The 25,008-nt window shown below is 61.2% G+C and carries 18 protein-coding genes, 1 tRNA gene and 1 pseudogene; 9 read left to right on the top strand and 11 right to left on the bottom strand.

Translation table 11 applies throughout. The annotated features are described in order from the left end of the window. From AC13EY_RS07790 to AC13EY_RS07780, 3 genes and pseudogenes are all read left to right on the top strand, one after another. The coding region (locus AC13EY_RS07790; RefSeq protein ID WP_482890400.1) for an IS3 family transposase at positions 1–778 on the top strand (778 nt) is incomplete at its 5' end. Between the two features lie 47 nt (positions 779–825). Beyond that, a pseudogene (locus AC13EY_RS07785) lies at positions 826–2,154 on the top strand (MFS transporter); the annotation flags it as partial. A 138-nt stretch (positions 2,155–2,292) separates the two neighbouring features. Continuing rightward, a complete protein-coding gene (locus tag AC13EY_RS07780; RefSeq protein WP_482876601.1) occupies positions 2,293–4,170 on the top strand; it encodes an MFS transporter in 1,878 nt (625 codons plus the stop codon). A 127-nt stretch (positions 4,171–4,297) separates the two neighbouring features. On the opposite strand, the gene AC13EY_RS07775 is transcribed toward AC13EY_RS07780, so the two are convergent. The 3 genes from AC13EY_RS07775 to msrB form a co-directional block, all read right to left on the bottom strand. Continuing rightward, positions 4,298–4,777 (bottom strand): FKBP-type peptidyl-prolyl cis-trans isomerase, encoded by a 480-nt coding sequence (locus AC13EY_RS07775; RefSeq protein ID WP_088273785.1) that lies wholly within the window; start codon positions 4,775–4,777, stop codon positions 4,298–4,300. A gap of 74 nt (positions 4,778–4,851) precedes the next feature. After that, positions 4,852–5,454, bottom strand: coding sequence for a peptide-methionine (S)-S-oxide reductase MsrA (gene msrA / locus AC13EY_RS07770; protein ID WP_228246067.1), 603 nt, complete (start codon positions 5,452–5,454; stop codon positions 4,852–4,854). Further along, complete coding sequence (gene msrB, locus AC13EY_RS07765; protein WP_233048156.1) at positions 5,451–5,972, bottom strand: peptide-methionine (R)-S-oxide reductase MsrB; 522 nt, start codon at positions 5,970–5,972, stop codon at positions 5,451–5,453. The genes msrA and msrB overlap by 4 nt, the downstream gene beginning before the upstream one ends. A gap of 163 nt (positions 5,973–6,135) precedes the next feature. Between msrB and AC13EY_RS07760 the strand changes: the two genes are divergently transcribed. Then, positions 6,136–7,383 carry a serine hydrolase domain-containing protein gene (locus tag AC13EY_RS07760; protein WP_233048155.1) on the top strand — a complete coding sequence of 416 codons (1,248 nt, stop codon included), beginning with the start codon at positions 6,136–6,138 and terminating at the stop codon, positions 7,381–7,383. A gap of 48 nt (positions 7,384–7,431) precedes the next feature. On the opposite strand, the gene AC13EY_RS07755 is transcribed toward AC13EY_RS07760, so the two are convergent. Both AC13EY_RS07755 and argF read right to left on the bottom strand, forming a co-directional pair. Beyond that, positions 7,432–8,538: an ABC transporter ATP-binding protein gene (locus tag AC13EY_RS07755; protein WP_228246064.1), complete on the bottom strand. Its 1,107-nt coding sequence runs from the start codon at positions 8,536–8,538 to the stop codon at positions 7,432–7,434. 6 nt (positions 8,539–8,544) lie between these two features. Continuing rightward, positions 8,545–9,450 carry an ornithine carbamoyltransferase gene (gene argF / locus AC13EY_RS07750; protein WP_228246063.1) on the bottom strand — a complete coding sequence of 302 codons (906 nt, stop codon included), beginning with the start codon at positions 9,448–9,450 and terminating at the stop codon, positions 8,545–8,547. Positions 9,451–9,714: 264 nt separating this feature from the next. Between argF and AC13EY_RS07745 the strand changes: the two genes are divergently transcribed. Further along, entirely contained in the window at positions 9,715–11,808 is a 2,094-nt protein-coding gene (locus tag AC13EY_RS07745; RefSeq protein WP_233048154.1) for a molybdopterin oxidoreductase family protein, read from the top strand. A 69-nt stretch (positions 11,809–11,877) separates the two neighbouring features. Beyond that, complete coding sequence (grxD, locus tag AC13EY_RS07740) at positions 11,878–12,198, top strand: Grx4 family monothiol glutaredoxin (RefSeq protein WP_088273791.1); 321 nt, start codon at positions 11,878–11,880, stop codon at positions 12,196–12,198. Between the two features lie 128 nt (positions 12,199–12,326). Here grxD and AC13EY_RS07735 read toward each other — a convergent pair whose 3' ends face one another. From AC13EY_RS07735 to AC13EY_RS07720, 4 genes are all read right to left on the bottom strand, one after another. After that, on the bottom strand, positions 12,327–14,354 hold the full coding sequence (locus AC13EY_RS07735) for a polysaccharide biosynthesis protein (protein ID WP_482876606.1): 2,028 nt from the start codon (positions 14,352–14,354) through the stop codon (positions 12,327–12,329). Positions 14,355–14,650: 296 nt separating this feature from the next. Beyond that, positions 14,651–15,676: a UDP-glucose 4-epimerase GalE gene (gene galE / locus AC13EY_RS07730; RefSeq protein ID WP_228246060.1), complete on the bottom strand. Its 1,026-nt coding sequence runs from the start codon at positions 15,674–15,676 to the stop codon at positions 14,651–14,653. Positions 15,677–15,732: 56 nt separating this feature from the next. Further along, positions 15,733–17,559, bottom strand: coding sequence for a glutamine--fructose-6-phosphate transaminase (isomerizing) (glmS, locus tag AC13EY_RS07725; protein ID WP_482876608.1), 1,827 nt, complete (start codon positions 17,557–17,559; stop codon positions 15,733–15,735). A gap of 168 nt (positions 17,560–17,727) precedes the next feature. Next, on the bottom strand, positions 17,728–19,287 hold the full coding sequence (locus tag AC13EY_RS07720) for a methyl-accepting chemotaxis protein (RefSeq protein ID WP_482876610.1): 1,560 nt from the start codon (positions 19,285–19,287) through the stop codon (positions 17,728–17,730). Between the two features lie 242 nt (positions 19,288–19,529). Here AC13EY_RS07720 and acnA point away from each other — a divergent pair, with 242 nt between their 5' ends. Next, positions 19,530–22,259, top strand: a complete 2,730-nt coding sequence (gene acnA / locus AC13EY_RS07715) for an aconitate hydratase AcnA (protein WP_482876612.1) — start codon at positions 19,530–19,532, stop codon at positions 22,257–22,259. Between the two features lie 127 nt (positions 22,260–22,386). Here acnA and AC13EY_RS07710 read toward each other — a convergent pair. Then, positions 22,387–22,463: transfer RNA gene (locus tag AC13EY_RS07710), tRNA-Pro, on the bottom strand. 76 nt (positions 22,464–22,539) lie between these two features. Then, positions 22,540–23,115: a molybdenum cofactor guanylyltransferase MobA gene (gene mobA / locus AC13EY_RS07705; protein ID WP_482876614.1), complete on the bottom strand. Its 576-nt coding sequence runs from the start codon at positions 23,113–23,115 to the stop codon at positions 22,540–22,542. 112 nt (positions 23,116–23,227) lie between these two features. Here mobA and moaB point away from each other — a divergent pair, with 112 nt between their 5' ends. Together moaB and AC13EY_RS07695 are read left to right on the top strand one after the other, a co-directional pair. Then, positions 23,228–23,767, top strand: a complete 540-nt coding sequence (gene moaB, locus AC13EY_RS07700) for a molybdenum cofactor biosynthesis protein B (protein WP_482876615.1) — start codon at positions 23,228–23,230, stop codon at positions 23,765–23,767. Continuing rightward, on the top strand, positions 23,764–24,972 hold the full coding sequence (locus AC13EY_RS07695) for a molybdopterin molybdotransferase MoeA (RefSeq protein ID WP_482876617.1): 1,209 nt from the start codon (positions 23,764–23,766) through the stop codon (positions 24,970–24,972). Before moaB ends, AC13EY_RS07695 begins: the two co-directional genes overlap by 4 nt. The last annotated feature ends 36 nt before the right edge of the window (positions 24,973–25,008 follow it).

Raw genomic sequence — 25,008 nt, 5'->3', positions numbered from 1 at the left:
AGGCAAGGTCAGCATCAAACTGGCGTGTGTGTCGTTTGGCATCAGCACGACCTGCTATCGCTACCAGCCACGGTTGTCGGAAGAAAATGCCGAGATCGCCGATCACCTAATCCGACTCACACATAACCAACGCAACTGGGGGTTCGGCCTGTGCTTCCTGTATCTGCGTAACGTGAAAGGTTATCGCTGGAACCACAAACGGGTGTATCGGATATATCGGGAGCTGGAGTTGAACCTGCGGATCAAGCCGCGCAAGCGCATCGTGCGAGAGAAGCCCGAGCCACTGGCTGTGCCGGAGGCAATCAATCACTGCTGGTCGATGGACTTCATGCACGATCAGTTGGCCGACGGTCGCAGCTTCCGCCTGTTCAACCTGATCGACGACTTCAACCGCGAGGCCCTGACCATGGATATCGATCTGTCATTGCCGGCAGAGCGGGTGGTGCGCGCACTGGATCAAGTGATCGAGTGGCGTGGCAAGCCCCAAATTATCCGCAGCGACAATGGCCCGGAATACATCAGCAGCAAGCTCGTGCTATGGGCGGAAAAGCACGGCATTCGACTGGAGCATATCCAGCCCGGTAATCCACAGCAGAATCCCTACGTCGAGCGCTACAACCGCACGGTGCGCTACGACTGGCTGGGCCATTACTTGTTCGAGTCCATCGCCGAGGTGCAGGAGCATGCAACGCGCTGGGTATGGATATACAATCACGAACGGCCAAACATGGCCCTGGGTGGCATCACCCCCAAACAGAAGTTGGCTCTCGTGGCCTGACCTCTACTTCTGGCGAGCACTAAAAATGGGGGGATTACCCCCCGTTCTACGCCCAGGAAGTGGGTCTGAACATGGCGCTGATGGCGCTGGTGCTGGTCATCGCTCGCCTGTCTGATGTGGTGACCGATCCGCTGATCGGTACGCTGAGTGATCGCTGGCGTACCCGCTTTGGCCGGCGCAAGCCCTGGCTGGTGATGGGGGTGCCGTTGATGCTGGCGGGAACGGTGATGATATTCATGCCTCCGGACGGAGCAGGCATTGGTCATCTGTTGCTCTGGACGGTGCTGATGTACCTGGGCTGGACCATGGTGACCCTGCCGTATGGCGCCTGGGGCGCGGAGCTGTCCAATCAGTATCACCAGCGCAGTCGGGTGGTGGCCTCCCGTGAGGGGTTCGTGCTGATCGGGCTGTTTCTGGCGGCGCTCGCGCCGGCGCTGGTGCAGGCACTGGGGGCGCGCTATCAGGCGGGCCAGACTGACGGCTGGCTGATGGAGACAGCGGTATTGCTGTTCGGCAAGGATGGTGAGCTGGGTATCGGCTACGGTCCGATTCTCGCCGTCATGGCCTGGATGCTGCTGATTCTGCTGCCGTTAACCGTGTTCTGGGTCGTGGGTGCGGTCAAGGAAGCGCCCCCACAGTCGGCGCAGCGGACCGATTGGAAGAAGGGCCTGCGGGTAATGAAGAACAACGGCCCGTTCAAGCGAATGATTCTGATGCTGCTGGTTGTGGTTACCGGCGAAGCGTTCCGCAATGCGCTGTCGGTGTTTTTCATGCAGCACGTCATTCAGATTCAGGGCCAGATCGGTCTGATGTATCTGCTGTACTTTGGCATTGGCATTGTCGGCATTCCGTTCTGGCTGCATGTGGGCAAACGCATCGGCAAGCATCGCGCTTTCTGTGCAGCGCTGGCCATCTCCAGCACCAGTATCCTCGGCATGTTTTTCCTTGGGGCTGGGCAGCTGTTGCCCTTTGCCGTGCTGTTTGCGATCAAGGGCTTCTGCTTTGCCGCGTTCCAGTTCCTGCCGCTGTCGATGCTGGCCGATATTGTCGACCTGGATACCGCTCGTAGCCGGGAGCATCGCACCGGTCTGTTTTTCGCCATCAGCGGCATGGCGCAGAAAGCGGCGATGGCCTTGGGCCTGGGTTTATCGCTTGGTCTGCTGTCGCTGGTGGGCTTTGACGCCAAGGCTGTTGAGCACAGTGCCCATCAGTTGTTATCGCTGCGCGTACTGTACATCCTCGGGCCGGTTCTGCTTTACATGACGGCGTTCTTCATCGCCTGGCGCTATCCGCTGACAGCCGCGCGGCAGGAGCGCATTCACGGCTGGGTTGTACGCCGTGAGGCACGGCTGAGCGTGACGGCTGTCTCTCGCTGAGCCGTCTATTGGCGATTTTGTCGGCACATTCCGCGCGCGGGTGTGCCGACATTGGGTATGCTGGCGTCCTGAACAGGAAGCGGGTGGTGCTGGTATGCCACCCGAGTCGCACATCTGACCTGAAGGACGCGCAGGATCATGTCGGAACACTCGCAGTTTCGTTTGCTGGGCAGCAAACGGTTTCTCCCTTTTTTCCTCAGCCAGCTGCTTGGCGCCTTTAATGACAATCTCTTCAAGCAGGCGCTGATTCTGGCGATCCTGTTCAAGCTGAGTTTCAACGCCGACCGCGATCTGCTGATCAACCTCAGCGCATTGCTTTTTATTCTGCCTTTCTTTCTGTTTTCGGCGCTGGGTGGACAGTTCGGCGAGAAGTTCGACAAGGATATGCTGATCCGCCGCATCAAGCTGGGCGAGGTCGGCATCATGTTGCTGGGAGCGCTTGGGCTCTGGCTTGGCAGCCTGCCGCTGTTGCTGGTGGTGCTGTTTGCGATGGGCACGCAGTCGGCGCTGTTTGGCCCGGTCAAATACTCGATTCTGCCGCAGGCGCTGGCAGAGGACGAACTGGTCGGCGGCAATGCGCTGGTCGAGATGGGCACCTTTCTGGCGATTCTGGGTGGCACACTCTGCGCAGGCATTCTCATGGCCTCGGGCGGCTGGGCTGCGCTGGTGGGTGGCTCGGTGGTGCTGGTCGCCATCGGTGGCTATCTGGCGGCGTGCCGAATTCCTGCGGCTAGCGCCGGCCTGCCGAACCTGGCCATCGACTGGAATATTTTCCGCCAGTCTTGGGTGATTCTGCGATTGGGCTTGAAAGAGCAGGTGCCGTCGGTGTCGCGCTCGATTCTCGGCAACTCCTGGTTCTGGTTCCTCGGCGCAACCTATCTGATCCAGATCCCCGGTTTTGCCAAGGATTACCTGCACGGAGATGAAAGCGTTGTGACGCTGATTCTGACCGTCTTTTCGGTAGGTATAGCGCTGGGCTCGGTGCTGTGCGAGCGGTTGTCCGGGCATAAGGTCGAGATTGGCCTGGTACCCTTCGGCTCCCTTGGGTTGAGCGTGTTTGGCCTGCTGATCTGGAGTCTTTCAGGCAGCATTGCCGTCGGGGCTTCGCCCTATGACTGGATAGAATTGCTCAAGCAGCCGGGCGCCTGGGGTGTGATGGGCAGTATTCTCGGGTTGGGCGTGTTTGGCGGCTTTTACATCGTGCCGCTGTATGCATTGATTCAGTCACGCAGCCATGAGGATGAGCGCGCGCGCGTCATTGCCGCCAATAACATCCTCAATGCCTTGCTGATGGTGTGCTCGGCGATTCTCGCGATCGTCATGCTCAGTGTGCTGGAGCTGTCGATCCCGACCCTGTTCCTGACCATTTCGCTGCTTAACCTGCTGGTCAACGGCTACATCTTCAAGGTGGTGCCCGAGTTCAGCATGCGCTTTCTCATCTGGCTGCTGGGCCACTCCATGTACCGGGTTGAGCACCGTAATCTGGAAGCGATTCCGGATGAGGGCCCCTGCGTGCTGGTCTGCAACCACGTGTCGTTTGTGGATGCGTTGCTGATTGGCGGCGCAGTGCGCCGCCCCGTGCGCTTTGTCATGTATTACAAGATTTACCAGCTGCCGGTGCTCAACTTTGTTTTCCGCACCGCCGGTACGGTCCCGATTGCCGGTCGTCAGGAAGATGAGGCAGTGTACGAGGCTGCCTTCAAGCGTATTTCCGAGTATCTGCGGGCGGGGGAGGTGGTGTGTATCTTCCCGGAGGGCAAGCTGACCGCCGATGGCGAGATGGATGTGTTTCGTGCCGGCATCACGCGGATTCTGGAAAGCGACCCGGTACCGGTCATCCCGATGGCATTGCAGGGGTTGTGGGGCAGCTTCTTCAGTCGTGACCCGAGAAAGGGCTTCTTCCGCCGCTTCTGGTCGCGGGTCGGGCTGGTTGCGGGCGAGCCTGTTGCTCCCGAAGATGCATTGCCCGAGCGCCTGCATCAGCAGGTATTGGCGTTGCGCGGGGCTCGGCGCTGAGCTCGGTGGTACGCAACAACACTGGACCACAATCCTGCGCAGGGACGCAGTGCTGCGTCCGAAGGCCGTGACCAGCGCGCTGCGGCCGAGTTGCGGACGCGACATGTCGCGTCCCTACGGGTAGCGATCAGTGGTTGTGGCCACCGACGCCATGGGCGTGGCCGTGGGCCAGCTCTTCTTCGGTAGCTGCGCGCACGTCCAGGATCTCGACGTTGAAGGTCAGCTCACGGCCGGCCAGCGGGTGGTTGGTATCAACCAGAATCTGGGACAGCCCGGGCTTGACTACCACAACCTGACGCGGGCCCTGCTCGGTCTGCAGCACGGCGATCATGCCCGGCTTCCACTTTTTGGCGCCTTGCAGGTACTTGGCCTGCACTTTCTGCAGGGCGTCTTCGCGCGGTTGGCCATAGGCCTTCTCCGGTGGGATGGTGACGCTGAAGGATTCGCCTGCGCTGCGACCCTCCATGGCTTCCACCAGACCATCAATCAGACCTGTCTGACCATGCAGATACAGCACCGGCTCATGCTCGCGAGAGGATTCGATCGGGCCATCGGCATCGGACAGGTCGTAGTGAAACTGGACAACGGTTTTCTCGGCAATCTGCATGGTTCAATTCGCTTGGGTTGAGTGATCAAAGGCGGTCATTATCCAGACTCGAGCAGTATATTTCCATCCGCGCTTCAGTTGCCCCAGAGTTCCTCCAGGCGTGCATCACGGCCGCAGGTGGTGCGGTAGAAGTTATAGCGCAGCGGATTTTTCTGGTAGTAGTCCTGGTGGTACTCCTCGGCCGGGTAAAACGGCTGACGCGGCAGAATCAGCGTGGCGATCGGCTGCTCGAATCGGCCAGAACGCGCCAAGGCCTCGCGCGAAGCCTCCAGTAGGGCCTTTTGTTCGTCGTTGGCGTAGTAGAGCGCACTGCTGTACTGGCTGCCATGATCACAGAACTGGGCATTGGGTGTGATCGGGTCGATGGTCTTCCAGAAGGCTTCCACCAGTGTGGCGTAGCTGGTCTTGCTCGGGTCGAAGAACACGGCCACCGATTCGATATGGCCGGTGCCACCAGCAGACACTTGCTGGTAATCAGCGGTGCTGGCTTCTCCGCCGGTGTAGCCCGAAATGGTTTCGACGACGCCGGGCATCTTGTCGAAATCCGACTCGGTGCACCAGAAACAGCCGCCGGCAAACACCGCCATCTCCGTACCGGCAGGCCCTTCGGTAATCGCCTCATTGGCAAAACTGGCCGGCGCAATCAACAGCAGACCAAGCAGTATTGAGCGGATCATGCGTCACCTCGCAGGGCCGGCAGTGGCTCGCCGGCGGCAATGAACTTAAGGGCCACGCCGTTGTTGCACCAGCGCTCACCGCGCGGCGGCGGACCATCATTGAATACGTGCCCCTGATGCCCGCCACAGCGAGCGCAGTGGTACTCGGTGCGCGGCCAGATCAGCGCGTAATCCTGTTTGGTGCCCATGTGGCCAGCTATCGGCTGGGTAAAGCTGGGCCAGCCGGTACCGCTGTCAAACTTGTGCTCGGATGAGAACAGCGGCAGGTGGCAGGCGGCGCACACATAGGTGCCGTTGTCGTACAGCTTGTCCAGCGGGCTGCTGCCGGGGCGTTCGGTATCTTCCTCGAAGAGCACTTTCCAGGCGGCTTCCGAGACCTTGTCACGCCAGTAATCCGGGCTGAGATCCAGAGCTTGTACTGTCGATTCATGGAAGGCATCGGCAGCCTGGGCGTTGGCGGTCAACAGGGGCAAGGCCGGTGCGGCCATCAGGCCGGAAAGCAGGGTGCGGCGTTTCATGGTCGTTCCTGTGCTGTGAGTTCAATTATCAGACGCCTTGCAGGGGCATTTGTTACATCGAGTCTGAATGATCATTCGGAATGATTGTGGCTGAGACAGCTTGGCGGTGTGTCCCATGGTAGGTAAATTAGCCATTCCAATCCCATAACAGAGTAGAACAACAATGATCGGATTACGGATACGTACCCTGTTGGGCGGGATGTTGCTCGCCGGCGGCCTCGTCTCTGGCAGTTGGGCTGACAGCGCGCCCGAGGCGTTCTCCCAGCAGCGTCTGGATGCCTTTGGTGCGGCGATGGCCGAGGAAGTCCAGCAGGGGCGAATCGCGGGCATTGCAACGCTGGTCTACCAACACGGTGAGGTGGTACAGCGTGGCCAATACGGGTTTGCCGACCGTGAGCAGGGCAAGCCGCTGACGCCCGACAGCCTCTACAAGATTTTCTCGCTGACCAAGCTGGTGACGGGCACTGCGCTGCTGACGCTCTACGACGAGGGGCGTTTCGAGCTGGATGAGCCGGTCGGTAAATACATTCCCGAGCTGCAAAATCTTCAGGTTGCCATCGCCGATGGCCCGGACGGTATGCCCGAGACGGAGCCGGCAGCGCATCCGGTCACCATTCGTGAGCTGATGACCCACACCGGCGGCTTTACCTATGGTCGCTTCGGCAATACCCAGGTCGATCAGCTGTATGTCAAGGCGGATATTCAGAACCCCGATTCCACCTTCGCCGACATGATGGCCAAGCTGCAGCACATTCCGCTGCTCTATCAGCCGGGCACCGTATGGAATTACAGCATCTCGGTTGATATTCAGGCCTATCTGGTCGAGGTGCTGTCGGGCAAATCGTTTGATGTCTACCTGCAGGAGCGCCTGTTCGATCCGCTGAAGATGGTCGATACCGATTTTTATGCGCCGGCAGGCAAGGCCGAACGACTGGCGCTGTCCTACAAGCCACAGGAAGACGGTTCGCTGGCGCCGTTGCCCAATACACCGTTCCTCAGCAAGCCGCGGTTTCTCAATGGTGGCGGCGGGCTGATCTCGTCAATGGATGACTACCTGCGGTTCGCGCGCATGTTGCTGGCTGGCGGCGAGCTGGACGGGGTGCGGATTCTCAAGCCGGAAACGGTCGAGTTGATGCGTCAGAACCAGCTGCCGGAGGGCGTGGACAATATTGGCCCGTTCTTTCCCGGTAACCAGTTTGGCCTGAACGTGGCGGTGGTCAACGACTCGCCCGCTGCGGGTTACTTGCCCGAAGGCACGTTCTGGTGGTGGGGGATTCAAGGGGCCTGGTGCTGGATTGACCCAAGCAACGACGCCATCATCATCGGCATGATGCAGAATACCGACTATCGTCTGTCGCGGATGATTCACGGCAAGGCGAGCAGGGCGCTGTACGGCCCGGCGCAGCCCTGACGCGGTCGCGCGCGGAGAAGCCTGCGGCGTTCTCCGCGCACTGCGGGCTCAGGCAGAGCGACCGGTATCCAGTACCTGCTCCAGTGGCAGCTGGGCGTGCAGATTGACGCTGCCCTGGGCTGGAAACACGACCAGGTGCTCCGCCGCGACCCGAAGCCCGACCTCGTCGCCGGGCTGATGGTCGGCGTGGCTGGGAAACAGGGCTTCCAGCTGGGTGCCGGTCTGCAGTTGCATACGGTAGAGGATGGTTGCGCCCTGGAAGGTGCGATCAATAATTCGCGCCCGCAGCTCGCTGTGAGCATCTCCCACCAGGTCATCCGGCCGTAACAGGACATCGACCGCACCGCCTACCGGCAGCTGGTAAGCACGGTTGCCGTGAATGACTCCCAGCTCGGTCTGTACCGTGTCGCTGGAGAGCAGTTGCCCACGAATGAAGTAACCCTGACCGATGAAGCTGGCAACAAAGGGCGTCGCCGGTTCGTGGTAGAGGTTGTACGGGGTGTCCCATTGCTGCAGTTGGCCGTCTTTCAGCACGCCGACGTGATCGCACACGGCAAAGGCCTCGGCCTGATCATGGGTCACCAGCATGGCACTGATACCGCGGGACTTGAGAATGTCGCGCACTTCAGCCGAGAGTCGGCGGCGCAGTTCACCATCGAGATTGGAGAAGGGTTCATCCAGCAACAGCAGACGCGGGTTGGGAGCCATGGCCCGAGCCAGCGCAACGCGCTGCTGTTGACCGCCGGACAGCTCATGCGGATAGCGTGAGCCCAGCTTGTCCAGCTTGACCAGAGCCAGAAGCTCTTCGACGATGCGTTTGCGATCCGGACTCTTGTGAATGCCGAAGCCGACATTTTCGGCGACGGTCAGATGCGGGAACAGTGCATAGTCCTGAAACACCATGCCAATTTGCCGCTGCTCGGGGGCAACTCGCAGGGTTGGGGTGCTAAGGGCCTTGCCATCGAGCAGGATTTCGCCGCCGCTGATGGGTTCAAACCCGGCGATGGCGCGCAGAGTCGTGGTTTTGCCACAGCCGGACGGCCCCAGCAGACAGCCTATGTCACCTTCTCGCAGGCGAATACTCAGGTCGTTGACGATCAACTGCCGGCCATAGCCGCATTTGAGGTTGTTCAGCTCTAGTACCGGGCTGGACATGCTGCCTCACTCAACCAGCAAAAATTCGACCAGCGCCTTTTGAGCGTGCAGGCGGTTTTCGGCCTGATCCCAGACAACGCTGCGCGGATCGTCCATCAGTTCGTCGCTGACTTCCTCTCCGCGGTGGGCCGGAAGGCAGTGCATAAACAGTACGGACTCGTCGGCCGCATCGAGCATCGCAGGCGTGACCTGATAGGGCGCGAACTGCTTCAGGCGTGCTTGTGCTTCGTCTTCCTGGCCCATGGACGCCCAGACGTCGGTATTGACCAGATGGGCGCCGGCAACGGCTTCCATCGGATCGCGCATCACGGTGACACGGTCACCGGCCTGTTGAAGGAACTGCGCCGAGGGCTCGTAGCCTTCCGGGCAGGCGACGCGAAGCTGGAAATCAAACTGGATGGCAGCCTGGATAAAGGTATTGCACATGTTGTTTCCATCGCCAATCCAGGCCACGGTCTTGCCCTTGATCGGACCGCGGTGCTCCAGATAGGTCTGCATGTCGGCCAGCAGCTGGCAGGGGTGCAGGTCGTCGCTCAGGCCATTGATGATCGGCACCTTGGAGTACTGGGCAAAGGTTTCCAGCGTGCTGTGGGCGAAGGTGCGGATCATGATCGCATCGCACATGCTGGACAGTACACGGGCGCTGTCTTCGATCGGCTCGCCGCGGCCCAGTTGGGTGTCACGCGGGGACAGGAAGATGGCCTGGCCACCCAGATGAATCATGCCGGCTTCAAAGGAGACGCGGGTACGGGTCGAGGCCTTTTCGAAGATCATCCCCAGTACGCGGTTTTTCAGCGGCTCGTACACCACGCCCTGGCGATGCAGTGACTTGAGTTCGATGCCGCGCTTGATCAGGCCAATGAGTTCTGCTTCGGAGCAGTCCATCAGCGATAGAAAGTGCCGTGTAGTCATATGTGTACTACCTGAGTTACCTCGGCCGCCCGGCGACCGGAAACAGTGACCCGTACCACGACCTGACGGCCTGGTATCAGCCACAGCAAATAAAGAGAAGCGGGGATCTTATAGGGAAATTCCGGGCAAAGGCAAATAAAGCGGTCTGGCCGGCAGATTCAGTGGCTGAATAGACCCGTATTCTGCCGCGCGCGGCGCGGTGGCGAGCCAACCGCAACAGCCCATAGAATGGCTGATCATAATAATACCTGCCTGGTGAATGACATGTCTGTGACCCACTACCGCGCCTGCCACCTGTGCGAGGCCATCTGTGGCCTGGCGATTGAGACCGAAGGTGACCGCATTCTCTCAATCAAGGGCGACCCGCAAGACCCCTTCAGCCGCGGCCACATCTGCCCCAAGGCGATTGCCCTGCAGGATATCCAGGATGATCCGCAGCGCCTGCGCCGGCCGGTGAAGCGGGTTGACGAGCGCTGGGAAGAGATCAGCTGGGACGAGGCGTTTGCACTGGTGACAGAGCGCCTGGCGGAGATCCAGCAAAAGCATGGCAATAACGCCGTGGGCGTCTACATGGGCAACCCGAATGTGCATAACTACGGCTCCATGACCCATGGCAACTACTTCCTCGGGCAACTGCACACCCGTCAGCGCTACTCGGCCACCTCGGTTGATCAACTGCCGCACCATCTGGTGTCGCTCTGGCTCTATGGCCACATGCTGATGATCCCGATCCCTGATATTGACCACACCGATTACTTCCTGATGCTCGGCGCGAATCCGCTGGCCTCCAATGGCAGCATCATGACCGTGCCGGACGTGACCAAGCGCATCAAGGCGCTGCAGGGGCGGGGTGGCAAGCTGGTGGTGGTCGATCCGCGACGCAGCGAAACCGCTGCCATCGCCAGCGAGCACCTGTTCATTCAGCCAGGCACCGACGTTGCATTGCTGCTTGGCTTGCTCAACACCCTGTTCAGCGAGCAGTTGACCCGCCAGAGCCCGGTGCTGGACAGCACTGCCGGGCTGGCAGAGGTGCGCGATGCGGTTGCCGAGTTCACCGCCGAGCGGATGGCTCCGGCGTGCGGCATTCCAGTCGAACAGATCCGCCAGTTGGCACGTGACTTTGCTGGCGCCGAGCGCGCGGTTTGCTATGGCCGCATGGGCGTGTCGGTACAGCGTTACGGCACCCTCTGCCAGTGGCTGATTCAGGTCATCAACCTGGTCACCGGCAATGTGGATGTGCCCGGCGGTTCACTGTTTCCGGAGCCTGCGTTTGAGGTGGCATCGGCCCGGCGCCCCGGCCATTTTGACAAGTGGCGCTCGCGGGTATCGGGTTTGCCGGAGTTCAATGGCGAGCTGCCGGTTGCTGCGCTGGCTGAGGAAATTCTCACCCCGGGCGAGGGGCAGATACGCGCGTTGGTCACCTCGGCGGGTAACCCTGTGCTGTCCACGCCCAACGGTCGTCAGCTTGATGCAGCGCTGGAGAGTCTGGAGTTCATGGTCAGTGTGGACCTCTATATCAACGAGACCACCCGTCACGCCGACGTCATTCTGCCGCCCACCGCGTCGCTGGAACACGATCACTACGACATCACGTTCAACAACTTCGCTGTGCGCAACGTCACCCGCTATAACCAGCCTGTGTTGAGTAAGCCCGAGGGCGCGTTGCACGATTGGGAGATATTTGTCGGACTAGGCAAGGCCTTTGCCGCTGCCACCGGGCAGCCGGCGCGGCCGACGCAGCCACCCCATGAACTGGTCGATATGGCGGTGCGGGCCGGCCCCTATGGCGACCGCCTGTCGCTGGATGTACTCAAGGAAAACCCGCACGGTATCGATCTTGGCCCGCTGCAGCCCAACCTGTTGCGTCGAATTCAGACCGAGAGCCGGCGCATTGAACTGGCTCAGCCTGCCATGCTGCAGGATCTCCAGCGGGTTGCCGCCGAGCTGGCAGAACTGGCACCCGCCGCTGGTGAGCTGCGCCTGATCGGTCGTCGCCATGTGCGCAGCAATAACTCCTGGATGCATAACTATCAGCGTCTGGTGAAGGGCAAGCCGCGTGATCAGTTGCTGATGCATCCGGACGACCTGACCGCGCGCAATCTGCAGGATGGGCAGCAGGTAACCGTGCGCTCGCGGGTGGGTGAGGTGCAGGTGGCGGTATGCGCCAGCGATGAAATGGCACCGGGCGTAGTCAGTCTGCCCCACGGTTGGGGGCACAACCGGCCCGGCATTCAGATGGATGTTGCCGAGCAGCATGCCGGTGTCAGCGTCAACGACCTGACCGATGAGCGCTTCCTTGACCCGGTCACCGGCAACGCCGCGCTGAACGGTCTGCGGGTTGAGGTGGTGGCAGCATAAGCGGGCGCTTTGCTGTAGAATGCCCGGTCAGCAACGCGTTCGAACGCCCTTTACGTCACGAGGAATACCATGGATATCATCGATACCATCAAAGAACAGATCGCCAATAACCCGGTGCTGATCTACATGAAAGGCGCGCCGAATGCTCCGCAGTGCGGCTTCTCTGCCCGTGCCGTGCAAGCGCTGATGGCCTGTGGCGAGAAGTTTGCCTATGTGGATATCCTGCAGAACCCGGAAATTCGCGCCAACCTGCCGGCTTACGCTAACTGGCCGACGTTCCCGCAGCTGTGGATCAACGGTGAGCTGGTTGGTGGCAGTGACATTATTCTGGAACTGCACGAATCCGGTGAGCTGCAGGAAATGATCAAGGCGGCCCAGCCGGCAGCCTGAACCTCTTCCACTGCCGCAGTAGAACGCCCGAGCGCTTCAAGCCTCGGGCGTTTTTGTTTTTCCTGCCTGATCAAGTCAGTGGCAGTGGTGGGGAGGGGCGTGAAACCGGCACGCCTGCTCCGCAGGGATTACCGCTGGGGCTGGCTCAGAGCTCCGAGTGAATGTTGCCGCTGTTCGTGGATCAGGTCGACAATGCCGTTGCTGGGCTGGTAACCGTTGACGGTATCCAGCAGCAAGGCCCGGACATCATCGTAGGCATCTGCTTTCACTGCCTGACTCATACGGTTCAGTACGTCACGCAGGGTTGGCCAGTCGATGAACTCCTCGTTTGCCCGATGGATCTTGGGGTGCGCGGTCGGTTCTGGGTTGTCGCCGATCAGCAGCTCTTCGTAGAGCTTTTCCCCGGGTCGCAGGCCAGTGAAGGTAATGGCGATGTCGCCGTTGGGGTCTACCTCGTCCCGTACGGTCAGACCCGACAGCATGATCATCTTGTGTGCCAGTTCGATAATGCGCACCGGCTCGCCCATGTCCAGCACAAACACGTCGCCGCCTTCTCCCATGGAGCCTGCCTGAACAACAAGCTGCGCAGCCTCGGGAATGGTCATGAAATAGCGGGTAATATCGGGATGGGTGACGGTAATCGGTCCGCCGCGCTTGATCTGTGAGCGAAACAGCGGGATCACCGACCCAGACGAGCCCAGCACATTACCAAAACGCACCATGGTAAAGCGGGTGCGATTGAGCACCGGCACGCCACTATCGTCGCCCCACAGATTCGGTGCAGACTCGGCGCTGAGCGCCTGCAATACCATTTCCGCCAGGCGCTTGGTCGCACCCATCACATTGGTTGGACGAACGGCCTTGTCGGTAGAGATCAGTACGCAGTTCTGCACGCCGCAGCGAATCGCCGCCTGAGCGACTTTCAGAGTGCCGAACACGTTGTTCATGATGCCTTCGGCCACATTGTGCTCGACCATGGGAACATGCTTGTAGGCGGCGGCATGGTAGACAGTGTTCACCTTCCAGGCAGCCATGGCGTCGACCAGGCGGCCACTGTTGCGCACCGAGCCCAGAATCGGGATCAGCTCTATTTGCAGCTGCTGGGCGTTGATCCAGCCCTGCAGCTCGGTATGAATGGCATACAGACCGAACTCGTTGTGCTCAAACAGGACAAGCTTGGTCGGACCGGCATTGACGATCTGGCGGCACAGCTCACTGCCGATGGAGCCACCGGCGCCCGTTACCAGCACGACCTTGTCCCGAATGCAGAAGTCCATCAGTTGTTCGACCGGCTCGACAGGGTCGCGCCCCAGCAGATCGGCAATGTCCACTTCCTGCAGGTCGTCAACCTTCACCTTGCCGCTGGCAATATCCATGATCCCCGGGATACTGCGCACGTGAACCTGAAATCCGGCCAGGCGATACAGGATCTGCTGCCGGGTTGCTCGTGTTGCAGACGGAATGGCCAGCAGGACTTCCTTGATATCCGCCTCGGCGATCAATTTTGCGATGTGCTCGGAGGAGTACACCGGCAACCCGCCTATCACCCGCCCGACCAGACTGGGGTCGTCGTCGATGAAGGCCTTGGGTTTATACATTCGCCCCAGACGCAGCGACGCCAGCAACTGATTGCCTGCCGCTCCAGCACCGAAAATCGCTACCGGCACGCCGGCTTCCTGATCGACAGCGGTCTGCTGCAGTCGAGGACCTGTGCCCATAAGCCAGTCACCCATGAAGTACTCACGGGCAGCAAGGCGCAAGCCGCCGATCAACAGCAGCGATAGCCACCAGTATGAAACCATGGCCGAGCGCGGAAACAGGATATCCCAGCCGCTGTCGCGCGCGGCCAGTACCACCATGACCAGGGCCAGGAACGACAGCGTTACCGCCTTGAAGATACACAGCAGCGCCTGGCTGCCGAAGTAGCGCATAACCGCGCGGTACATGCCCATGCGAATGTAGATAGGCAGTGCGAGTGCCGGCGCGAGGACAAACAGCAGACGTTGTTCACTCGTGGGGAATACCCAGTTGGTTTCTGCACCCAGGCGCAGGAACAGTGCCAGCCACAGGGCAGCCCAGATCAGAAGCAGGTCCGCAACAATCTGGATGGAGCGCTTCTGGGCGTAACTCAATCCAATCAGTCTTTCCTTGAGCATCTTGCTCTCCAACGTAACAAAACAGGTGCGAGTATACGTGATGCTAAATAGCTATTATCCGATACAGTTTGAGGTCAATTTTGTGCATTGCCCATTTCCTGTCGGCACATCAATCTGTCGGTTATCCAGACCCGGAAATAGCCCGATATTATTGGTGCGATAAAGAATCGAGTCGGCAAGCGCTCTGCATGCAGTGCTTCCTGGTGAGGATAGCCGGGCGCGCACCATCATGCCTTCGAACTCATCACACTACTGGTCGACGTGAGTCTGTTGTGACCCGATATGCCCGAGGCAGTTCACCGGTAACCGTTTGGGTTCTGCTGCTGCCAGCGCCAGGCGTCAATACACATGGCGTTGACATCGCGCTCGGCGTGCCAGCCGAGTTCACGAGCAGCGAGGGCAGGGTCGGCATAGCAACTGCCTACGTCGCCGGGACGCCGGTCGACAATCTGGTAGGCCAGCGTCTTGCCGCAGGCTCGCTCGAAGGCATGCAGCATGTCGAGTACGGAGTATCCGTTGCCGGTGCCCAGATTGAAGGCGGCCAGCCCCTGCCGGCGTGCAAGCCATTGCAGCGCCTTGACGTGCCCCTCTGCCAAGTCCATGACGTGGATATAGTCGCGCACGCCGGTCCCATCGGGGGTGTCGTAGTCGCCGCCAAAGACGCTCAGATGGTCGCGGCGGCCGACGGCAACCTGGGCGATGTAAGGCAGCAGGTTATTGGGTATCCCTGCCGGGTCTTCGCCGATCTGCCCGCTTGGGTGTGCCCCGACGGGGTTGAAATAGCGCAGCAGTGCCAGATTCCAGCTGGCGTCACTGCGGTAGAGATCACGCAGCATCTCCTCGATCATCAGTTTGGAGCGACCGTAGGGATTGGTGGCGCTGGTCGGGAAATCTTCGGTGATTGGCAGGCTGGCCGGGTCGCCATAGACGGTGGCAGATGAGCTGAACACCAGGTCATGCACCCCGGCTTTCTGCATGGCCTGCAACAGGGTGACCGCACCGCTTACGTTGTTGTGGTAGTACGTCAGCGGCTCTGCAACCGATTCGCCCACCGCCTTGAGGCCCGCAAAGTGAATAACGGCGTCAATCTGCGATGTTGCGAACAGGCGGTCCAGCAGATCACTGTCGTTGACATCGCCGGTGACGATGTCGAGCGTCTTGCCGGTGAGAGCCTGCACACGTTTCAGGGCCTCGGGCGAGCTGTTGCTGAAGTTGTCCAGCACGATGACCTGGTAGTCGCTTTCGAGCAGGCGCAGGCAGGTGTGCGAGCCGATATAGCCGGCGCCGCCGGTGACCAGAATGGTGTCTGTGTCGGTTTTCATGCTTGTCTCCGGTAGCGGCGCATGTGCTCAGACATGCGCCGCAGTCTCAACCGCAATTACTCGACGGTAACGGATTTAGCCAGATTGCGCGGCTTGTCTACGTCGGTCCCTTTGACCAGCGCGACGTGGTAACTCAGCAACTGCAGTGGCAGGGTGTAGATGATCGGCGAGATGCAGTCTTCCACCCAGGGCAGTCGGATATTGCTGACTTCCGGGTCAGCGCTCTGCTCAATGGTTTCGCAGGCAAAGTTGATCAGCTGGCCACCGCGGGCACGTACTTCTTCCAGGTTTGACTTGAGTTTTTCCAGCAGGCTGTCGCTCGGCGCAACGGAGACTACCGGCATATCTTCATCCACCAGTGCCAGCGGGCCGTGCTTCAGCTCGCCGGCGGCGTAGGCCTCGGCGTGAATATAGGAAATTTCCTTGAGCTTGAGCGCACCTTCCATCGCAATGGGGTAGTGCGGGCCACGGCCCAGAAACAGAGCGTGGTGCTTGTTGGCGAACTGTTCGGCCAGTGCAACGATGGCCGGCTCCAGCGCAAGCACCTGTTCTGTCAGTGCCGGCAGCTTGCGCAGGGCATCGACGTTACGGGCGACGAACTGGTTTTGGCCGCGCGCCTGTGCCAGAGCGGTGGTCAACCACAGCAGCGACACCAGCTGGGTAGTAAAGGCCTTGGTTGAGGCTACGCCAATTTCCGGGCCGGCATGGGTCAGCAAGCGCCAGTCGGCTTCGCGCACCAGCGAGCTGCCGGCGACGTTGCAGATGGCGAGGGTGGCCAGGTAGCCCTGATGCTTGGCGTAACGCAGCGCGGCCAGGGTGTCTGCGGTCTCGCCTGACTGGGAAATCGTGATCAGCAGGGTATTGGCCGGAACCACGACACTGCGGTAGCGGTATTCGCTGGCGACTTCGACCTGGCAGGGAATACCGGCCTGTTCTTCGATCCAGTAGCGGGCGACCAGACCGGCGTGGTAGCTGGTGCCGCAGGCAACAATATGGATGTTGGCGATGTCTGCCAGACGGGTTTCCGCCTCCGGGCCGAGGATCGCGGTCAGTACGTGATCGTCGCCCAGTGTGCCGGCCAGGGTGTCGCTGATGGCCTGCGGCTGCTCGAAGATTTCCTTGAGCATGAAGTGGCGGTATTCGCCCTTGTCCAGACTATGGGCTGCGTGTTCATAGCGAACTACCTGCCGATCGGCTGAGTTGCCGGCGCGGTCCCATATCTCGCAGTTGGTCAGCGTGATGCGAGCGTAGTCGCCTTCCTCCAGGTAGCGGAAGCGATCGGTGACCTGCAGCAGCGCCAACGGGTCGGAGGCAAGATAATGTTCGCCGCTGCCTTCTCCGATCACCAGCGGGCTGCCCATGCGCGAGCAGTAAAGAGTCCCGGGTTCGGAGTCGTGAATCACGGCGAGTGCGTAGGCGCCGTGAATCTCGCCCAGGGTGCTGCGGAACGCGCTGAGCATGTCGCCGGTTTTGGCAAAATGGTGCGCCAGCAGGTGAGCGACGACCTCGGTATCGGTTTCGGACGTAAAGCTGTAGCCCAGATCCTGCAGCTGTTTGCGCAGCGGAGCGTGGTTCTCGATGATACCGTTGTGGACGATGGCCAGTCCGTTGGACAGGTGAGGGTGTGCGTTGTGTTCTGCCGGTTTTCCGTGAGTAGCCCAACGGGTGTGGGCGATACCGAGGTGGCCGCTTACCGGCTTGGCCTGCAGTGCGTTTTCCAGCTCGACAACCTTGCCAACGGCACGTATGCGCTGAATGGTGCCGGCACTGTCTACAACTGCGACGCCAGCCGAGTCGTAGCCGCGGTACTCAAGACGCCGCAGACCCTCAAGCAGGATGGGAGTGATGTCACGCTGGGCGGTGGCACCGACGATTCCGCACATGGATATATCCTTGTTTCACAGGCAAAGGCAGGCAGTTTAGCACCGTCGCCAGACGGGTGGGTAACGTCGGAGTGACGGCAGCATAAGCTTGTCGGAAAGCAGGGGTATGGGGGGCAGTGAGGTCGGCCGGCCGAGCTTGACTCGGCCGGCGCTGGGCAAGATAGCAGGTCAGCGTCGGTTGAAACGTTCGACCAGATTAACCTGGCGCTGCGCGGTATTGGCCAGTTCGCCACTGAGCTCGGCGCTGCGGCTGGCCTGCTTCTCGGTGCTGTCTGCCAGAGTAGCGATATTGGTGACGTTACGGTTGATCTCTTCGGCAACGCTGCTCTGTTCCTCGGCAGCGCTGGCGATTTGACCGGCCATCTCGTTGATGCGCTCGATAGCCTGGCGAATCCCCTCCAGCGCCTCATCGGCTTCAGCGACCTGAGCGACACCGCGCTCGGCCTGCTCGTTGCCGGCCTGCATGGTGTCGACGGTGCTCTGGGCGGCCTGCTGCAGGTTGGCAATCAGGCTGTGAATCTGCTCGGTCGATTCGGCGGTACGGCTGGCCAGGGCACGAACCTCGTCGGCAACCACGGCGAAACCGCGACCCTGCTCACCAGCGCGGGCCGCTTCGATGGCGGCGTTCAGTGCCAGCAGATTGGTTTGCTCGGCGATGCCCTTGATGACGTCCACCACGGTGCCGATCTCGCGAGCATCGGATGCCAATTTATTGGTAACCGTGCTGGCCGAGTCAACTGCGCCGGAGAGGTTCTCGATGGCGATTCGTGCATTGCTGGCGAGCCGCTTGCCCTGCACGGCCAGATCGGCCGCATCGCGAGTCGCTTCAGCTGTACTTTGTACGTTGCCGGAGACCTGCAGAGTCGCGGCTGCCATCTGGTTGATCGCGGTTGCGACCTGGTCGGTTTCGGCGCGCTGCTGGGCCAGACCTTCGCTGCTGCGACGGGCAATCTCGCTGGCTTCCTGCGCCTGTTCCTTGAGGCGTGCCGCGCTGTCACCAACCCGGGTAAGACAGGTCTGCAGGCGAGCCTGCTGGCTGTGAATCGCCATCTCCAACTGGCCCATTGCGCCGCGAAACGGGGTATACATTTGCGCCAGCAGGGGATCGCTGATGCTGTTACCGGCCATTTTGACGATGCGCTGCAGGCGGTGTTCCAGTGCCGATTTCATCGCATAGCCTGCCGGCACGCCGGCAAGGGCTGCGACGGCCACGCCCGGCCAGCCGAACAGGGTGCCGGCGGCACCGCTGGCTGCCATGGCCAGGACCGATGGCAGGACCTGAAGGGCCATACCCGCAAAGTCGCCCTGAACTGCATTGCCGCCCCGAGCCAGGCGCTGGTAAAGCGCGGTGGCTCGTTCGATCTGACCGGCAGTGGGTTTGACCCTCACTGATTCATAGCCGGTAATCTGGCCGTTTTCCCAGATCGGCGTGACGAAGGCATTGACCCAGTAATGGTCGCCGTTCTTGCAGCGATTCTTGACGATCCCCATCCACGCCTTGCCGGCTTTCAGGTCGGCCCACATATGAGCGAAGACCGCTGGCGGAACGTCAGGATGGCGCACGAGGTTGTGAGATGTGCCGACCAGCTCCTCGCGGGTAAAACCACTGATCTCGACGAAAACATCGTTGCAATAGGTGATGACGCCCTTGAGATTGGTGGTCGAGATCAGACGCTGGTCCGCCGCAAAGCTTCGTTCACGCTGGGTTACGGGTTGATTGTTACGCATCGGCGAATGTCCTTGAGTGTCTGTCCGGGAGCAGTAGCGGACTGACTGTTGTCTAAGCTGGTATATCGGCAGTGAGTTCGATGGCTGTAGGGCTGCATTTCAAATGTTGTGCGGCGTTTTGTCTGCTAGCTTTGGAAGATCACGTGCCATCGTCGCGGGCCTCTGCCAGAGGCTTCGCCGAACCGTGCCGCAGAGTATAGCAATCCATACCGGCAGCGTGCCGGTGCAAGGAGGTTTATCGCATGACCCAAGCCAATAGCCTGAGTACGCTCGATAAGCTGGATGTATCCGGCGAGCACTACCAGTACCACTCGCTGAAGCGCGCGGCCGCCAGCTTGAGCGGCATAGAGCAACTGCCCAAGTCGCTCAAGGTGCTGCTGGAGAATCTGCTGCGTAATGAGGACGGCGAGACGGTCACGCTGGATGATATTCGCGCCGTAAGTCAGTGGCTGGAGCAGCGTCGATCCGACCGTGAAATTCAGTACCGTCCGGCGCGGGTGTTGATGCAGGACTTTACCGGGGTGCCGGCGGTCGTGGATTTGGCCGCCATGCGTGATGCGGTTGCGCGGGCTGGTGGCGATCCGGAGCAGATCAATCCGCTGTCGCCGGTCGATCTGGTCATCGACCACTCGGTGATGGTTGATCGCTTTGCCAGCGACTCGGCCTTTCATGACAACGTCGAAATCGAGATGCAGCGTAACGGTGAGCGTTACGCATTCCTGCGCTGGGGGCAAAAGGCCTTTCAGAACTTTCGCGTGGTGCCGCCGGGCACCGGCATTTGTCACCAGGTCAATCTGGAGTACCTGGCCCAGACCGTTTGGGCCGCCGAGGTGGACGGTGAGCAGTGGGCCTGGCCTGATACCCTGGTCGGCACTGACTCGCACACCACCATGATCAACGGGCTGGGCGTACTGGGCTGGGGCGTCGGCGGTATCGAGGCCGAGGCGGCCATGCTCGGGCAGCCGGTTTCGATGCTGATCCCGGAAGTGATCGGTTTCAAACTGACCGGCCGTCTGCGCGAGGGCATCACCGCCACCGATCTGGTGCTGACCGTTACCCAGATGCTGCGCAGCAAGGGCGTAGTCGGCAAGTTTGTTGAATTCTACGGTGATGGTCTCGCCGACCTGCCGCTGGCGGATCGCGCGACCATTGCCAACATGGCGCCGGAGTACGGTGCGACCTGCGGTTTCTTCCCGGTGGATGAGGAAACTCTGCGGTATCTGCGCCTCAGCGGCCGCCCTGATGCGGTGGTGCAGCGGGTAGAAGCCTATTGCAAGGCGCAGGGACTGTGGCGCGAGGCGGGCGACGAGCCGGCGTTTACCGACAGCCTGCACCTGGACATGAGTACTGTGGAGGCCAGCCTGGCCGGTCCGCGTCGACCTCAGGATCGGGTGGCCCTGCCGGATGTGCCCGAAGCCTTCGATGCACTGCTGGCGCTGCAGCTCGCACCGGCTGATACCGAGCAGGCTCGGCTGGAAAGTGAAGGCGGTGCCGGTACCGCCGTCGGCGGCCCGAATGCCCATGCCACGGTGCAGCTGGATGGCAAGGAATACCCGCTGGACCACGGCGCCGTGGTGATCGCCGCGATTACCTCCTGCACCAATACTTCCAATCCGAGTGTGATGATGGCCGCCGGTTTGCTGGCCAAAAAGGCTGTAGAGCGGGGCCTGCAGCGCAAGCCCTGGGTCAAGTCATCGCTTGCGCCAGGCTCCAAGGTGGTGACCGACTATCTGAACAAAGCCGGTCTGACCGAGAGTCTTGATGCGCTCGGATTCAATCTGGTGGGCTACGGCTGCACCACCTGTATTGGCAACTCCGGGCCGCTGCCCGACGAGGTGGTCCGGGTTGTCAGCGAACACGATCTGGCCGTGTCGGCGGTGCTGTCCGGCAACCGTAACTTCGAAGGTCGAGTGCACCCGCAGGTCAAGGCCAACTGGCTGGCTTCGCCGCCGCTGGTGGTGGCCTACGCGCTGGCTGGCAACACCCGAATCAACCTGCGTGACGAGCCGCTTGGTCTGGATCAGGACAACCGTCCGGTGTTTCTCAAGGACATCTGGCCGACCAACAGCGAGATCGCCGAGGCCGTGGCGCTGGTTGAAGACGAGATGTTCCGGACCCGCTATGCCGATGTGTTCACTGGTGATGATCACTGGCGCTCGATCAGCGTCAGCGAGGGCAAGACCTATGCCTGGGATGATGCCTCAACCTACGTGAAAAACCCGCCGTACTTTGATGCCATCGACCAGCCACTAGAATCCCTGCAGCCGGTTACCGGGGCGCGGGTGCTGGCGGTATTCGGTGATTCGATTACCACCGACCACATTTCGCCGGCCGGCAATATCAAGGCAAGCTCGCCGGCGGGTGAGTACCTGCAGTCGCTTGGCGTGGAGCCGGCCGACTTCAACTCCTACGGTTCGCGGCGCGGTAACCACGAAGTGATGATGCGCGGCACCTTCGCCAACATCCGTATCCGCAATCGGATGCTCGGTGGCGAGGAGGGCGGTGAGACCATTCATGTGCCCTCCGGCGAGCGGATGTCGATCTATGATGCAGCCATGCGCTATCAGCAGGATGGCACGCCGCTGGTGGTGCTGGCCGGCAAGGAGTACGGCACCGGTTCAAGCCGGGATTGGGCGGCCAAGGGCACCAATCTGCTCGGTGTGAAGGCCGTGCTGGCCGAGAGCTTCGAGCGCATCCACCGTTCCAACCTGGTCGGTATGGGGGTGTTGCCGCTGCAGTTTGTGGATGGTCAGAGCGTGGCCGAGCTGGGTTTGACCGGGCACGAGCAGATCGAGATCAACGGCATCAGCGATGAGCTCAAGCCGGGGCAGCGGCTGACGGTGGAGGCGACCGGTGATGATGGTAAGAGTGTGAGCTTCGAGATGCTCTGCCGAATCGATACCGTCAATGAGATCGCCTACTTCAAGGCGGGCGGCATTCTGCACCATGTGTTGCGTGAGATGCTTGATTAGAGCTGTCGCCGTTGCGTTCATCTGCCTGCCGGAGACCCTTCTTCGGCCAGGCAAGGCGAAGCGGCAACAGACCTCAGATGGCAGAAAAAGAAAAACCCCTGACTCAATGAGTCAGGGGTTTTGCTGTTGGTCGGAGCGACTGGAATCGAACCAGCGACCTTCTCGTCCCGAACGAGACGCGCTACCAGGCTGCGCTACGCTCCGTTGTGGGCGGCATTTTACCTAAAGTTTGTCATCGCACAAGAGGCAAACGAAAAAAAATCGACTGTTTTTCACAGGGTTACTGCAACGCCAGCCACAGGGTAGGGGTGTTGGCGCTGGTCAGGCGCGGTTCGTCAGCGGCCAGATCGAGGCAGATCGCGTCCATTGTTCGCAACCAGCGCAACGGGCTGCGCTCCCCTTGCAGCCAGGCGTATTCCAGCGCCGGCAGCAGCCCGCGCGGGATCAGGCAGGGCAGCGGCTGGGGCTGCTCACCAGTGCGAAAAAACACCGGACGGTCAGGATCGGCTTGGCAAAGCAGTTGCTCAAGCAAGGGTTGATCGATCAACGGCATATCACAGGGCAGCACCAAAAGCTGCTCGCCGCGAGCCTGGCGCAAGCCGCTCAGAATGCCGGCCAGCGGGCCAGGATAGTCCGTGCTGCTGTCGGTCACCAGTTGGTCGGCCCATTGCCGGTATTGGTCGGCGTTGCGATTGCAACTGATCAGCAGCTCATCGGCCACGCTGCGCAACAGCGCGCTCAGATGGGCGCTGACAGGGCCGCCGCGGTAGGCGAGCAGGCCCTTGTCTGCACCGCCGACGCGGCGGCCCTGGCCGCCGGCCAGCAGCAGGGCGCTGATACGGGGTGATGCTGACATGTTCAATGCTCTGGCTGGTGTGGTCTGTGTTATAACACCGGGCCTGTAGCGGACGAAAGCAGCGCCCCTGCTGATTGCCGTCCGGCATTACCCGAACGCAAGGAATCCATCCATGAGCTGCTCACCCGATATTCCCTTCGCCGCCCTTGGCATCGCCGTGCTGACCGTCAGCGACACCCGTACCCCGGAAACCGATACCTCTGGCCAGCTGCTGGCGGACAGTCTGACCGCCGCTGGTCATCGTCTGGCCGATCGCCAACTGCTGCCCGACGACCGTTACCAGATGCGCGCACTGGTGTCGGCCTGGATCGCCGACCCGGCAGTCGAGGTCGTGCTGATTACCGGTGGCACCGGCTTCACCGGCCGTGACAGCACTCCGGAGGCCATCGCGCCGCTGCTGGACAAGCAGGTCGATGGCTTTGGTGAGTTGTTCCGTCAGGTCTCCTATGAAGACATTGGCACGTCCACGCTGCAATCCCGCGCGCTGGCCGGGCTGGCCAACCGCACGCTGGTGGTCTGCATGCCGGGCTCGTCCAATGCCTGCCGCACGGCCTGGACGCGGATTCTCGAAACCCAGCTGGACAGTCGTACCCGCCCGTGCAACTTCGTGCAGCATCTGGGCAATCCGGATCAGGACGGTCGCCGCGCATGAGCCTGATGCCGGTTGCCGAGGCCCTGCAGCGGCTGCTCGCCAGCGCGGCCGCCCATCAGCAGCAGCCCGTGCGGGTGTTGTCGCTGACCGATGCGCTCGGCCAGGTTCTGGCCGAGCCGGTCTGTTCTGCCATCGACGTACCGCCCTGGGACAACAGTGCGATGGACGGTTACGCGCTGGCCGAGGCTGATCTGGCGCAGGCGATGGCTGATGGCCTGCCGGTCAGTCAGCGCATCACCGCCGGGGTTGCTCCGGCGGCGCTGCAACCTGGCACCTGTGCACGCATCTTTACCGGTGCACCCTTGCCTGCTGGCGCCAATGCCGTGCAGATGCAGGAGAATACCGAGCTGCTGGCGGATGGCCGAGTGCGCCTGCTGGAGCCGGTGGCTGCCGGCGACAACGTCCGACGCCAAGCGCAGGACGTCGTTGCCGGTCAGCCGTTGCTGGCTGCCGGAATCCGGCTGAGACCGCAGGATCTGGGGGTAATTGCCTCGGTAGGGATTGATCAGGTCGGGGTCCGCACGCCGCTGCGGGTAGCGGTGGTATCGACCGGTGACGAGCTGGTCGAGCCGGGGCAGCCGCTGAGCCCCGGACAGATCTACAACAGCAACCGCTTTACCTTGATCGGTTTGTTGCAGGGCATGGGGCAGACTGTGTTCGACGCCGGTATTCTGCCGGATGACCTTGCCTCGACCCGTGATCGCCTGCAGCAGTTGGCCAGGCAGGTTGATGTGATTATTACTTCCGGCGGGGTGTCGGTCGGCGAGGCGGACTATCTCGGTCAGGCGTTGCGCGAGGCCGGTGAGATCGATCTGTGGAAGCTGGCGATCAAGCCGGGCAAGCCGTTCACGCTGGGTCACTACGCAGGTATGCCCGTGCTCGGTCTGCCCGGGAATCCGGCAGCGACGCTGGTCACGTTTTTGCTGCTGGTGCGTCCCTATCTGTTGACCCGCCTTGGCGCAGCGGAGGTGGCCGCACCTGCCTATACCTTGCCTGCCGGGTTCGCCTGGAGTCGCGCTGGCAGTCGTGAGGAGTACCTGCGTGCGCATGTCGAAGACGGCCGCGTAATGCTGTCGGGCAATCAAAGCTCCGGTGTGCTCAGCAGCGCCAGTCGCGCCAGTGGCCTGTTACGGGTGCCAGCCGGGCTCACCTTCAGCCCCGGTGATCTGGTCGCGTTTCTGCCATTCTCGGGCCTGCTCGGCTGATCGAAAGACAGGATGCTGCCTGGAAAGGCCGAGTTC

Source organism: Halopseudomonas sp. L-58, from assembly GCF_056859475.1.
This window is presented reverse-complemented; position numbering and strand designations above follow the sequence as displayed.